Below are 12,801 nucleotides of genomic sequence, written 5' to 3'. Positions count from 1 at the left end.
CGGCTGTGCTTCACCGCATCCCGATCGTTCATGATCATTCTGTCTGCGCTGCCTCCATCTCATCCTCTATCTCGTCGGAATCGGCGAGATATCTTGTCACAGCCATCACTGTCGGGTCTGCGGAATACTTCCTGTCCCGGGTCACCATGGCCCAGATCATACGGGCCATGGAATTCGCACATGCCACCAACGCCTCGTTGTGATGTTTGCCGTTGGCCTTCAGACGTTTGTATTTCTCGGATATGAACGAGTCCGCATGGTTTATGTGAACGAACGTTGCCTGGCACAACAGCCTCCTGAGTTCTGGGTCCCCTCTGCGGCTGATCCCGCAGTTCTTCGGTCTGTCGGCGGATTCGTCAAGTTTGGGAGTTATACCGGCAGATGCGGCGAATGCCCGCCCATCCACGAAACGTGTCATATCATCGGCCATGCACGTGACATACGCCGCAGACAGGATACCGAATCCGGGGACCGACCAAACGATATCGAACATCCTGTTGCCTTCCATCCTGTATCGGATCATCTTCTCCGTCTGAGACTTCCTCGCTTTGATACTCTCGGCCTTCGCCGCATCCAGAATGAGAATGTGGTCCCCCGTTGCCTTCAGCTCCCTGAGGGCAAGAACACAGGTGATGTCGGAGTAATCGCGGGACAGCTTCATTCCTCTTATCAGAAGATGGGATCTGATCTGTTTTTTCAAAGCGGTCAGATCGTTCCTGTCGTTGATATCGAACCTGCACAATTCCCTCTGCACCAGCACCTCCCGCGAAGGCATATGGGCGACGGCGAACTCGATCTCCCCCATCAGCCGCCTGCGCATATACCCCGCCAGTTCAGCAGCGTCGTTATCATCGTTCTTTGTTTTGGACCTGGTTATCCTGTACAGGTCGGCGGCATGGGCCACCGTCACTCTGAACCCGAGATTGGTCAGCATCCAATAGACGTCGTGAGACTTGGTCGAATTCTCTATCAGAATATACGCATCCTGACCGTGAAGACGGTTCGTCAGTCCTACCATTCCCGCAGCGTCCGAAGGGAACCTCCGGAAATCGGCGTTGAATCTTTCCAAAAAATCCAGGTTCTTCTTTCTCGGCTCTTCTTTGCCTGCGTACACTGCAAACGCCGCACATTTTTCCTTATGCACATCTATCCCGATCGCTATTTTCATCTATGCGTTCCTCCTCCAAAACAGAGGACCGCTTCCGTACGCACCGGAAATCGGTTATTTTATAACCTTGCCGCCCATCATACATACGGTCTGTGGTTTTCTGTTGTGGTAAACTAATATCACAGACCAACTTTTAATGAGGGCGGATTTCTTCTATCATCTCTTTCCTGTATTTCCAATAATATCTGTAATCAAAAAGGAAGCTTATTCCGATCAATACAAAAACGAACAACAGAACGGCCGCGGCAAGGCTGGGTATGGTATTTGGAACGAAATTGTTGAGACTGGCTTTTTCCCCTGAAAATATCATTTTCAATGAACCCAACCATGGTACTTCCACCCAGGCCACAGATTCTATTCTCTGATAGGAAACCAATCCTGCGGAAATGCCGATAGCCTGATCGAAACCGCCGTCGATATTATGGTCTCCCATTGTAAGGAATCCGCCAGATGGTCCGTTATTTAGTGTGCCGAGATAAATAGAAAACGAGTGATCTTGGTTATATCCCATATTATTCAAAGTAAGTGTTCCCTGCAGGTGGTTATAATCGGTAATGATCTCACCGCCGTTATTACACGACCAAAGATCGGAAGGATATCCGTCCAGGCTTGGGGCGCTCCACGTACCGTCATCATTACTCTCGAGCCACAATATCGCCCGATGTATTATGGGGTTTTCACTTCCTCTTTCGTAGATGATTACATCTCCATAACTTCCGAACTTACTGTACCCGTTCTTATATCCATCCACAAAGGACTGTATGCCCATGTTGTCCTCGCCCCCTTTGCTTCTCAGGAGGACCATGTCCCCGGTGTCGATGACGCCAAGCTGCGAGTGCATATTGTTGTTCGGGCTGTGCTGCATGCTTTGCGACACCACTACGGTATATGGAGGACTCACGCCTGATGCAACATTGATGCCTACGAAAACAGCGACCACCATTATGGCTACTGCGGCAACTCCGATCAGGGTGCGTTTTGTGTCTTTGTCCACGTTTGGAAAACACATTCTTATTATTAATGTGATGTTCTAAAACAATTATAAGATGCAATGCGATAAGGGGGGCATGAAGAGGCCCTCCAACGATGAATATTTCATGAGCATGGCCGAGCTAGCGTCCCAAAGGTCCACATGTGTCAGGAGAAGAGTGGGGGCGGTGATCGTAAAGGATAAGCACATACTCTCTACCGGGTACAACGGTTCTCCTAAAGGCACGAAGCACTGTGAAGAACTCGGATGCATCAGGGAACAGCTGAACATACCGTCCGGGACAAGGCACGAGCTGTGCAGGGGGGTGCACGCGGAACAGAACGCCGTGGCGCAGGCGGCGTACTTCGGGGTGAGCGTAAAAGACGCAACAATCTACACTACGACCTTCCCGTGTTCGATGTGTACAAAGATACTGATAAATTCAGGAATAATAGAGGTGGTTTACAAGTCTGGCTATGTAGATGATCTCTCAAAGGAATTGTTAGCGGAGACCAACATAAAGGTCCGTGTTTTCTCGGAAGGAACAGAGTAACCTCGTTATAAGTAACACTTTATTTTTTTCTATAAAGGGACAATTACCATTAAGTACGCTAACTTGATACCATTGCTTGGCAAATAGTCGGGGAGTGTAAATTGAGCCGAACTGACATACTTTCGGAAATAAAGAAGGCTGAAGCGGAGGCAGATGCCAGGGTCGAGAAGGCCGAGGCAGAGAAAAAAATAGCAATCGCAGACGCCCGCAGAGATTCTGTGAAGAGGATTCAGGATGCTGAAGCAGAGATGCGCAGCAACTACGAGTCTACCATTGCAGCAGAGCAGAGTGCTCTTGACGAAGAAAGAGGCAAACTTCTTGCCGAGGGCGAGAAACAGGCCGCGGCCGTCGAGAAATCTTCTGCAAAGAAAATCAAGAAAGCGAACGACTTCCTAATCGAAAAATTCGAGAGGACCATAAATGTCGCTTCCTGAGTCGATGAGTAGGATCGTGGTTGTGGGCACCAAGACCCGCATGGAGGAAGCAATAGAGGCTTTCTACAGCGTCAGGGCGCTTCACATAATAGATCATACTTCCGGCGTTGACAACATTTCCATCGGGGCCACATTACCAAGGAATTCAAAAGCCGCCGAAAGGCTGCTCAAGATAAGGGCGATGGCAAAAGAGCTCGGAGTAGGTAAAAATACCGAAACAGCGCGGGTACCCGTTGGGGAAATAAGATCCCAGATATCATCTGGCAGCGTCGAGGACATCGAGGCCGAAGTTCTAAAGGCACTTGATAAGAAAAATGATCTTAATCTGAGAATCACTGAGTTAAACACCAAGAAGAAGAGCTTAGAACTTCTCTCGGCGATCCCGGTGGATCTTGAACTCTATTCAGGGTACAAGAGCCTGACGGTGATCGTAGGAACAGTACAGGAGAATCCGACCGAGCCCCTCAAGGCGCTCGCTGAGGCCGAGACATTTGTTTCTTTTGACAAGAAAAAAGGCGGCACCGCAGCGGTGTTTGTGAAGAACTCGGAAAAGGACAAAGCAACATCCATTCTTTCGGATTGCGGTTTCGTTGAGATAGCGGTCCCGGAAGGAAAAGGATCAGCCTCAGAGGCGCTTGTACTGACCAATGAAAGCTTGGCTGACCTCAACGCCAAGCTGGAGTCCGCAGAGAAAGAGATCGAAGCACTTCAGATGAAACACAAGACATTCCTCCGTGCATCGGAAGAGGAACTTGCGATCGAGATCGAGAAGGGAGAGGTCCCGCTCAGGATCGCAGTCAGTGAGTATTCCTACATAATGGATGCCTGGATCCCTACCAAAAAGGTAGAGGCCGTGAAGTCGGAACTAGAATCAAGAATGGGCAACGATGTCCACGTCGAATTCGAAGAGACGCGCGGCAGGAACCTGCACGAGGAAGAAGAGATTGAGGAAAGATTCAAAAAAGTACCCACAAAAGGTAACAACGGAATAATCGCGAAGGAATTCGAGTACGCCACAAACCTGGTCTCGACACCCAAATATCAGGAGATCGACCCGTCGATCCTGATCATGTTCTTCCTTCCGCTGCTCTTTGGTTTCATGATCGGTGACTGCGGATATGCGATACCGTTCATAATACTCGGAGCGTACGGTCTTAAGGTCACACGCCACAAGGACTGGCGTGCCATCGCTACTGTTCTGTTCTTCGGCGGCATATGGGCATTCTTATTCGGGTTCTTCTTCTTCGGGGAAGCACTCGGAATGCACTTTGTCGGCCACTGGGCGCCGCCACTGGAAATGACATGGGAAGGGCTGTTGGGCATACATTTGCCTGATTGGTTCTCTGGAATGATGGTCAACGAAATCGGGGTCGAGAAGCTGGGAGATGTTAGTTTATTGCTAAAGCTGTCCGTGTATATAGGTGTCGTACACCTGTTGATCGGATACATTTGCGGCTACATCAACATAAGAATGCAGCACAACAACAAGCACGCTTTCATGGAAAAGGGCGGATGGATTATCACGTTCATTGGAATGGTGATGCTCTGTTACGTGCTTACTCAGATGCTGTTCAACAAAACGGGGATCGAGGGGATGTTACTCTATATTCTCGTCATCGCCGTCGTGATGCTGGTAGCGGGAGTGGCTATTAACTTTAAAACAGAAAAGATCATGGCGATACTCGAACTTCCGGGTATTGTCGGAAACATATTATCATACACACGTTTGGCGGCCATCGGAATGTCCAAGGCAGGGATGGCAATGGCCTTCAACTACATAGCATTCGGAATGATAATGGGGATGAAAGAAGTCGTGGACTGGGGAGCCGTCCCGATATACGCCCTTGTAATCGGGCTGGTGCTGTGCGCATTCCTGCATCTGGTTGTATGGACGTTAGGCATACTTTCTGCCGGACTGCACGCCTTGAGGCTGCAGTTCGTGGAACTGATGACGAAATTCTTTGTCGGCGGAGGAATAAAATACGAGCCGTTGAAGATAAAACGCTTTAGAACAATCTTAACAAAAGAAGAAACTAGTAAAGAGGTATAAAAATGGCATTGACAGGAGATACGCAATTTGGAATGGGACTCATAGCGATAGGGGCCGGACTTGCAGTCGGGCTCACCGGTCTCGGAGCAGGTATGGCAGAGAAAGATGTAGGTGCAGCGGCAGTGGGTGCGATAACAGAGGACCCGAGCATCTTCGGTAAGGCAATGATCTTCATGGTCCTTCCGGAAACCATCGTCATCTTTGGTCTGGTCATAGCAATCATGGCAATATTCGTGATGGGTGGATAAACAAGTCTGAGGCCTTTTCATGGCATTAGATAACGTCACGAAGGAGATCAGGGCGTCCGCCGACAAACGGGTCAGCGAGATCGAGGCTCAGACCAAAGCAGAGGTCAGGGCGATCCGAGCCGAGGCGGACGCACAGATATCCGACATGAAAGCAAAAGAGGACAAGAAGCTCAAAGAAGCAGTTGAGCGTCTCAAACGCCAGGAACTTTCAAGCGCAGAGCTGGAAAGCAAGAAGATCGTTCTCTCAAGGAAGAGAGAGATCCTCGCCAAGGTATTCGAGACACTCCTCGCCGATCTGGAGTCCGCTCCCAGGGATGTAAAGCTTGGGCAGTATAAAGAGATGATAGAATCGGCGAAGACGGTCATCGGCAAACCGAAGGTGGTGATCTCTGACAAGGACAACTTTACTGCCAAGGAATTAGGCGTAAAGTCCGTCACCAAGGACCCGAAGATACGTGCGGGCCTTGTACTTCAGAGCGAGGATGACACTGAAGAGGTCGACATGCAGTATGAGACCCTGCTTCGGAATATCTGGGATACTGAGATAAAGGCCTTGTCCGACATCCTGTTCGGGTGAGATAATGTTCAGGCGCAGCGCAAAAAAGGGCAACTATGCATACACTGTGGCCAGAGTAAAGGCCAAGAAATCCCTCCTGCTGGGCGAAGAGGACTACAACAAGATGCTGATGATGACCGTACCGGAGATATCCCGCTACATAAGCGAGACCGGATACGGCAAGGAGATGGCGGACCTGGCTGGAAGAATGGCAGGCATGGACCTCTTGGAACATGCGACACACCTCAACATGGCAAACGTTTTCAGCAGCATTCTTCGTTCGTCGACGGGTGAGCTTTATGACATGGTCTCTGCATATCTCGAGAAATGGGACATATGGAACCTAAAGGTCATACTCCGCGGGAAGTCATATGGTCTGAATGCGGACGGAATAAGGGAGGATCTTGTCCCTGCAGGCATACTCGGCGCAGAATCCTTGGACAAGCTTATCGCGCTTGAAACAGATGATGATGTCATATCGAACTTTGGGAAAATGACCCGCATGAGCTTCCCGCAGGAGGTTCTTGCCGCATATAAAGCAAGCGGCAATCTCGGGGAGATCGAGGACTTCTTGGAGAAGACGCACTATGTGAGGTTGATCAACAACATCAACCCCGCATCCAGGCCATCTCGCTTATTCTTGGAGTATATCAAAGAGGAAGTGGACATGAAGAACTTTGAGACCATCCTGAAATTGAAGTCCGAAGGGATATACGGCGAACAGGTGATGAAATACATTATTTCCGGAGGGAGAAGGATAGACGACAGGTTGTTGACAACCCTAGCAAACGCGGAGGATGTGAACACCATGATGTCTGAGGTGTCTCAGTTGGAATTCAGCGAAGCCATAAAGGAGGCACTGGAGGCTAAGGACCTTACCGCCGTCGTATCGTCCCTTCGGAGATTCGAACTCAATAAAGCGAAAAAGTTCTCGCACCTGTATCCGCTGTCAGTCATTCCCGTTGTTGACTTCATGATCCACAAGGAGCTTGAGATAAAGAATATCAGGGCAATAGCCAGAGGAACGGAGAGCGGATTGGACAGAGAAACAATCAAAGGACTTTTGGTGATCTGATGGAAATTGCAGTCGTAGGAAGTGAGGAGTTCGTGCTTGGGTTCAGATTGGCTGGGCTCAAACGCGTTTTCGTTGCCGATGAGAGCAACTATCAGAGTGTGATCATAAAGGCGATGTCGGAAGCCGAAATAGGCATTCTCGCCGTCGCGGCAAAGGATCTGAACTATCTCCCGCAGAACGTCAGATCAAAGGTCCTGGATTCCATCCAGCCTGTGATCGTTCCTGTGGGCGGTGACGAAAGTGACCTTCGCGAGAGGGTAAGAAGAGTAATTGGCGTTGATTTATACAAAACAGAGGATGAGTAAATGAGCACTAAAGGTGTAATTCACAGGGTCGCAGGACCTGTGGTGACCGCGGTCGGGATCAGTCCCAAAATGTACGATGTCGTATATGTCGGGAACGAAGGTCTCATGGGCGAGGTCATCAAGATCGTAGGCGACCATTCTATCATCCAGGTTTATGAGGATACTTCCGGTGTAAAGCCGGGAGAGCCGGTAACAAACACCGGGCTCCCTCTTGTCGTGGAACTCGGTCCGGGACTTTTGACCTCCGTTTATGACGGAATTCAGAGGCCTCTACCCGTGCTCAGAGACAAAATGGGAGATTATATCTTCCGCGGCGTGACCGCACCTGGACTGGACAGAGAGAAGAAGTGGGATTTCAAGCCCACAGTCAAGAACGGAGAAGAAGTCGAAGCAGGACAGGTAATAGGTACCGTCATGGAAGGGTCGATCACCCACAAGATCATGGTTCCGCCGAACTTCAAGAAAGGAAAGATAAAGGACATATCCGCAGGTAAATACAAAGTGGAGGATGTCATAGCGAAGATCGACGGACAGGCAGTTTCCCTTATGCAGAAGTGGCCGGTACGTGAGTCGAGGCCGGTCAAAGATAAGCACCAGCCGGCCGAACCGCTTGTGACAGGACTCAGGGTGCTGGACACAATGTTCCCCCTCGCAAAAGGCGGAGCAGCGGCCATCCCCGGAGCATTCGGTACGGGAAAGACCGTTACGCAGCAATCCCTCGCTAAGTACTCCAACGCAAAGATCGTGGTATATATCGGATGCGGAGAGCGCGGAAACGAGATGACCGAGGTTCTTACTGAGTTCCCTGAGTTATTGGACCCGTCGACCGGCGAGTCGCTGATGAACAGGACAGTCCTTATCGCGAACACATCCAACATGCCCGTGGCCGCAAGGGAGGCATCTGTTTACACAGGCATCACCATTGCAGAGTACTTCAGGGACATGGGATATGATGTTTCACTGATGGCAGACTCCACCTCAAGGTGGGCGGAGGCCATGCGTGAGATATCGTCAAGGCTGGAAGAAATGCCCGGAGAAGAAGGATTCCCGGCATACCTCGCGGGGAGACTGTCCGAGTTCTACGAGCGTGCATGTAAGGCACAGGCACTGAGCGGAGCCGAAGGTTCCATCTCGGTCATCGGGGCGGTATCCCCGCCCGGAGGAGACCTGTCGGAGCCGGTCACGCAGAACACTCTGCGTATCGTCCGTGTTTTCTGGGCGCTGGACACCAAGCTCAGGGAGAGAAGGCACTTCCCCAGCATCAACTGGCTGACATCATATACAATGTATGATAAACAGTTAAGCGGCTGGTACAAGCAGAACGTCGCCGAAGACTTCCCCGACCTCAAAGCATGGGCCATGCAGATCCTTCAGAAGGAGTCGGAGCTGGAAGAGGTCGTGCAGATGGTCGGTTCAGACTCTCTGCCCGATGAGCAGAAGGTTACCCTCGAAATAGCGAGAATGATCCGCGAGATATTCCTGCAGCAGAACGCATACCACCCCATCGATGCATACTGCCCCATAAAGAGGCAGTACGTGATGTTGACGCTGATCAAGAAATATTCCGATCTGGCAAACAACGCGCTCGCATCCGGTGCTCAGGTGGATAAGATCGCATACCTGCCGGTCAGACAAAGATTCATCCAGGCCAAATACGAAGAGAACATAGACTCGGAACTCGAAGCCGTGGCGAAAGACATGGAAACGCAGTTCGCAGGACTGGGAGCGTGAGAACAATGGCAAAAGCAAAAGTATCCAAGGAGTACAAGACAGTCTCACAGATCGCCGGGCCGCTTGTCTTCGTTCAGAAGACGGAGCCGGTCGGTTACCAAGAGATGGTCTCGGTCAGGTTATCCGACGGATCAATGAAGAGAGGCCAGGTCCTCGACACATCCGATGAGATCGTAGTCGTTCAGATATTCGAAGGCACATCCGGTATCGACAGGCAGGCGTCAGTACGCTTCCTGGGCGACACCATGAAGATGCCGGTCTCGAGGGAAATGCTCGGAAGAGTGCTCACCGGAGCAGGAGAACCTCTTGACGGAGGAGCAAGGATCGTACCCGATAAGGAGTTGGACATAGTCGGAGCGGCCATAAACCCGTGGGCTAGGGACAGTCCGGCGGATTTCATCCAGACTGGTATCTCCACCATCGACGGAATGAACACCCTCGTAAGGGGTCAGAAGCTCCCTATCTTCTCGGGATCGGGACTTCCCCACAACGAGATTGCATTGCAGATCGCAAGGCAGGCTAAAGTTCTCGGAGAGAACGAAGAGTTCGCCGTGGTGTTCATCGCTCTGGGCATAACGAACGAAGAGAAACAGATGTTCATGAAAGAGTTCGAGAGAACAGGTGCGTTGAAGAACGCAGTGGTCTTCCTGAACCTTGCCGACGACCCCGCCGTCGAACGTATAGTCACTCCCCGTCTAGGGCTCACAACGGCCGAATACATGGCCTTTGAGCTCGGAATGCAGGTGCTTGTCATCATGACGGATATCACAAACTACTGTGAGGCTCTGAGACAGGTCGGTGCGGCGAGAGAAGAGGTCCCCGGAAGACGCGGATACCCCGGCTACATGTACACCGATCTTGCACAGTTGTATGAGCGTGCGGGAAGGATAAAGGACAAGAAAGGTTCCATTACCCAGATCCCGATCCTCTCGATGCCCAGCGATGATATCACCCACCCGATCCCCGACCTCTCCGGATACATAACGGAAGGACAGATCGTGCTTTCAAGGGAGCTGCACCGCAACGGAATATACCCGCCGGTCAACGTGTCATCCTCCCTGAGCCGTCTGATGAACTCAGGTGTCGGTAAAGGCAAAACAAGGGAAGACCACAAAGCCGTCTCGGACCAGCTGTACGCATCGTATGCGGAAGGTAAGGACCTGCGCGGACTGGTGGCCATCGTCGGAAAGGACTCGCTGTCGGCAAAGGACAGGAAGTTCCTTGATTTCGCAGACCTCTTTGAGGACCGCATCGTACGTCAGGGAATAGACGAGGACCGTTCTATCGAGAGAACGCTCGACATTGCCTGGGAGATTCTGAGGGAGTTGGACACAGATCAGCTGACCAGGATCGACCGTAAGTACATCGAGAAGTATCTGAAGAAGTGAGCCCATGTCAACCCAAGAGATCACCCCTAACCGCTCGACCCTCCTGAGCTTAAAGAAAAGGATCAAGTTATCCAAAAGCGGATACAAGATCATGAAGATGAAGAGAGACGGTCTCATCATCGAGTTCTTTGAGGTCATGGACAAAGCAAAGAAGATGCGCGAGGGTGTTTCATCGGACTATGAGGCGGCAATGAGGAAGATCACCATTGCACGTGCCGCCGAGGGAGAGATCGCCGTCAAGAGTGCGGCATACGCACTAAAGACGACGCCCGAGGTCAAACTCGGAAGCAAGAGCATAATGGGAATGATGGTTCCGAAGGTGGAGGCCACATCGATCCACACCAAAATGACCGAAAAGGGATATGGTGTGATCGAGACATCGGCCTATATCGAAGAGGCGGCAATGGCCTTCGAGAAACTTCTCGACACATTGGTCCGTGCGGCCGAGGTCGAGACCACCATGAAGAAGCTGCTGGACGAGATCGAGAAAACAAAGAGAAGGGTCAACGCTCTCGAGTTCAAGATCATACCCGACCTGGTAGAGTCGGAGAGGTTCGTCAGTTTCCGTCTTGAGGAGATGGAAAGGGAGAACACGATCCGTCTTAAGCATCTGAAGAAGAAAGGAGAGGCCGCAGAGTGAGATCGATAAGAGACCGCATTGACGAGACGATGGAAGACCCGAAAAAACTGAAACGGGCCTTTAATGTCGGCTGGATCATTGCGTACTCGATGCTCATATTCGGCTTTCTTCTGATAATCTGGGTCTTGATCTACTAAATCGCTTAAAAACCTTTTCACCATCACTTTTTTATGAAACTGACTGTATGCGGAGGCGGATCTTATTTTGAGAAATCCATCATCCTTACCGCACCCGTGCCGAGGTGTACAACCGGCATTATCGCAGGTATGGGGTTGAAGTTGTGTGATTTCTGATACTCGGTCTGATCCTGCCACGCAGAGGCGTTAATGATCTTGGTGCCGCGATGATCCATCTTCCCCGCGCCGTGGACGTGGCCCGAGACGAATATGTCGGGGACCTTCTCGACCACCAGATAATCCTTCTTCTCTGGCGCCATGGCGGTCTTCCCGCCGTACATAGGGGAAAGGTGGCGTCTGGTAAGCATCTCTTTCATCACGGTGATAGGGTCATCATAGCTGAGGCGCTGTACGTTAGCAACCCAGTCATCGATACTCTTTCCGTGGTAAGAGAGGACCGTCCTGCCTTCTATCTCGATGTTGACCGGATTGCCGGCAACGATAACGTTCGAATCGAAGCTTTTTGTGAATATGCCGCTGAGCGCCGGCTGCGGCTCGGCGAGCCTAACCGCATCATGGTTCCCGGGCTGGAGGACTATTTTGATGTGGTCTGGGATCTCTTTGATGTATTCTCCGAGCTTTTCATATTGCATATAGATGTCTGCGATATCCAGCTCATCTTCTTGGTCGGGGAATATCCCTATACCGTCGACCACATCTCCGGGAAGTACGAGATAATCGATGCTCATGTCAAATGCATTGGCGTTCATCCACGCGATCATCCTTTTCCATTCCCTTTCTAAGAATGTCGAACTTCCCACATGTATGTCGGAAAGGAAAGCTACGGAGGCGGCCGAATCGGACGGCGTCCACGTACGACCCGTCGGGACGTCCGGCCGGAATATCTTGTCCGCAATGAAAAGATCCCCCCTCGAGGCAGGTCTCCCGGAAACGCCGACCACCTCATCGTTCACGAACAGTTCTCCGTAGCATGCCGAATCTTTTGAGATCAGTACTGTGCACGTTCCCGATTCATCTTCAAGAGTGAGAGTTGTGTGGCCGTTCTTGGTCTCTTTCTTTTCGTAGACCATGCCGATTATCTTCGCTTCTCTCCCAAGGCTCATCGCACGGGATATCTGCAGGGATGTCCCGAAATCCCTTCTTTTTTCGATTATCTTTTTCAGAGCAAAAAATCGGTTCTTAAAGTATGTTGCGAAGTCCGTGATCTTTCCCTCACAGGTAGAATCGCCGGTGACATCCGTCCCCTGAACGATCGAAATATCATGGTGCCTTTTGTTATGTGGCACAATAGCTTTTCTTTCGGGTGCGATCCCTATGTCCCCTGCGACGAGATCCATTATATCCTTTTTGTCTATGAACATGGAGCTTCCGGAAAGCGCATTCAAAACAGTGTTGGTAAATGCCATCGGATCCGAGTTCGAGAGTATGACCTCTAACGCATCCGGGGAGAAGAAAAGATTCTTCCTAGCTGCCGCATTAAGGACCTCCGACCTCATATCACGGCCATATGCGCTACATCACTAATAGTCTTTCGACCAATGTTTTT

Annotated in this window: 14 protein-coding genes; 11 read left to right on the top strand and 3 right to left on the bottom strand. The window is 50.9% G+C overall.

Annotated elements, in window-relative coordinates; translation table 11 throughout:
• Positions 1-34: 34 nt before the first annotated feature.
• Together Mpt1_RS06120 and Mpt1_RS06115 are read right to left on the bottom strand one after the other, a co-directional pair.
• Complete coding sequence (locus Mpt1_RS06120) at positions 35-1,168, bottom strand: IS110 family RNA-guided transposase (RefSeq protein WP_048111096.1); 1,134 nt, start codon at positions 1,166-1,168, stop codon at positions 35-37.
• Between the two features lie 133 nt (positions 1,169-1,301).
• Positions 1,302-2,162 (bottom strand): hypothetical protein, encoded by an 861-nt coding sequence (locus tag Mpt1_RS06115; protein WP_048113139.1) that lies wholly within the window; start codon positions 2,160-2,162, stop codon positions 1,302-1,304.
• 73 nt (positions 2,163-2,235) lie between these two features.
• On the opposite strand from Mpt1_RS06115, the gene Mpt1_RS06110 reads away from it, so the two are divergent.
• From Mpt1_RS06110 to Mpt1_RS07735, 11 genes are all read left to right on the top strand, one after another.
• On the top strand, positions 2,236-2,691 hold the full coding sequence (locus tag Mpt1_RS06110; protein ID WP_048113967.1) for a deoxycytidylate deaminase: 456 nt from the start codon (positions 2,236-2,238) through the stop codon (positions 2,689-2,691).
• 101 nt (positions 2,692-2,792) lie between these two features.
• Positions 2,793-3,125, top strand: coding sequence for a hypothetical protein (locus tag Mpt1_RS06105; protein WP_048113137.1), 333 nt, complete (start codon positions 2,793-2,795; stop codon positions 3,123-3,125).
• A gap of 4 nt (positions 3,126-3,129) precedes the next feature.
• On the top strand, positions 3,130-5,175 hold the full coding sequence (locus tag Mpt1_RS06100; protein WP_238603109.1) for a V-type ATP synthase subunit I: 2,046 nt from the start codon (positions 3,130-3,132) through the stop codon (positions 5,173-5,175).
• A gap of 2 nt (positions 5,176-5,177) precedes the next feature.
• Positions 5,178-5,423 (top strand): ATPase, encoded by a 246-nt coding sequence (locus Mpt1_RS06095; RefSeq protein ID WP_202965144.1) that lies wholly within the window; start codon positions 5,178-5,180, stop codon positions 5,421-5,423.
• 19 nt (positions 5,424-5,442) lie between these two features.
• Positions 5,443-6,000: a V-type ATP synthase subunit E gene (locus Mpt1_RS06090; RefSeq protein ID WP_048113135.1), complete on the top strand. Its 558-nt coding sequence runs from the start codon at positions 5,443-5,445 to the stop codon at positions 5,998-6,000.
• A 4-nt stretch (positions 6,001-6,004) separates the two neighbouring features.
• On the top strand, positions 6,005-7,054 hold the full coding sequence (gene ahaC / locus Mpt1_RS06085) for an ATP synthase A1 subunit C (RefSeq protein ID WP_048113133.1): 1,050 nt from the start codon (positions 6,005-6,007) through the stop codon (positions 7,052-7,054).
• Positions 7,054-7,359 (top strand): V-type ATP synthase subunit F, encoded by a 306-nt coding sequence (locus tag Mpt1_RS06080; RefSeq protein ID WP_048113131.1) that lies wholly within the window; start codon positions 7,054-7,056, stop codon positions 7,357-7,359. The genes ahaC and Mpt1_RS06080 overlap by 1 nt, the downstream gene beginning before the upstream one ends.
• On the top strand, positions 7,360-9,090 hold the full coding sequence (locus Mpt1_RS06075) for a V-type ATP synthase subunit A (RefSeq protein WP_048113129.1): 1,731 nt from the start codon (positions 7,360-7,362) through the stop codon (positions 9,088-9,090).
• A gap of 5 nt (positions 9,091-9,095) precedes the next feature.
• On the top strand, positions 9,096-10,478 hold the full coding sequence (locus tag Mpt1_RS06070; RefSeq protein ID WP_048113960.1) for a V-type ATP synthase subunit B: 1,383 nt from the start codon (positions 9,096-9,098) through the stop codon (positions 10,476-10,478).
• Positions 10,479-10,482: 4 nt separating this feature from the next.
• Positions 10,483-11,118, top strand: coding sequence for a V-type ATP synthase subunit D (locus Mpt1_RS06065; RefSeq protein WP_048113128.1), 636 nt, complete (start codon positions 10,483-10,485; stop codon positions 11,116-11,118).
• Positions 11,115-11,255, top strand: coding sequence for a hypothetical protein (locus tag Mpt1_RS07735; protein ID WP_158386791.1), 141 nt, complete (start codon positions 11,115-11,117; stop codon positions 11,253-11,255). The genes Mpt1_RS06065 and Mpt1_RS07735 overlap by 4 nt, the downstream gene beginning before the upstream one ends.
• Positions 11,256-11,317: 62 nt before the next feature.
• On the opposite strand, the gene Mpt1_RS06060 is transcribed toward Mpt1_RS07735, so the two are convergent.
• Complete coding sequence (locus Mpt1_RS06060; RefSeq protein WP_048113126.1) at positions 11,318-12,751, bottom strand: DNA-directed DNA polymerase II small subunit; 1,434 nt, start codon at positions 12,749-12,751, stop codon at positions 11,318-11,320.
• Between the last annotated feature and the right edge of the window lie 50 nt (positions 12,752-12,801).

The sequence above is a fragment of the Candidatus Methanoplasma termitum genome, assembly GCF_000800805.1.
In the GTDB taxonomy this organism is placed as follows: Archaea; Thermoplasmatota; Thermoplasmata; order Methanomassiliicoccales; family Methanomethylophilaceae; genus Methanoplasma; species Methanoplasma termitum.
This window is presented reverse-complemented; position numbering and strand designations above follow the sequence as displayed.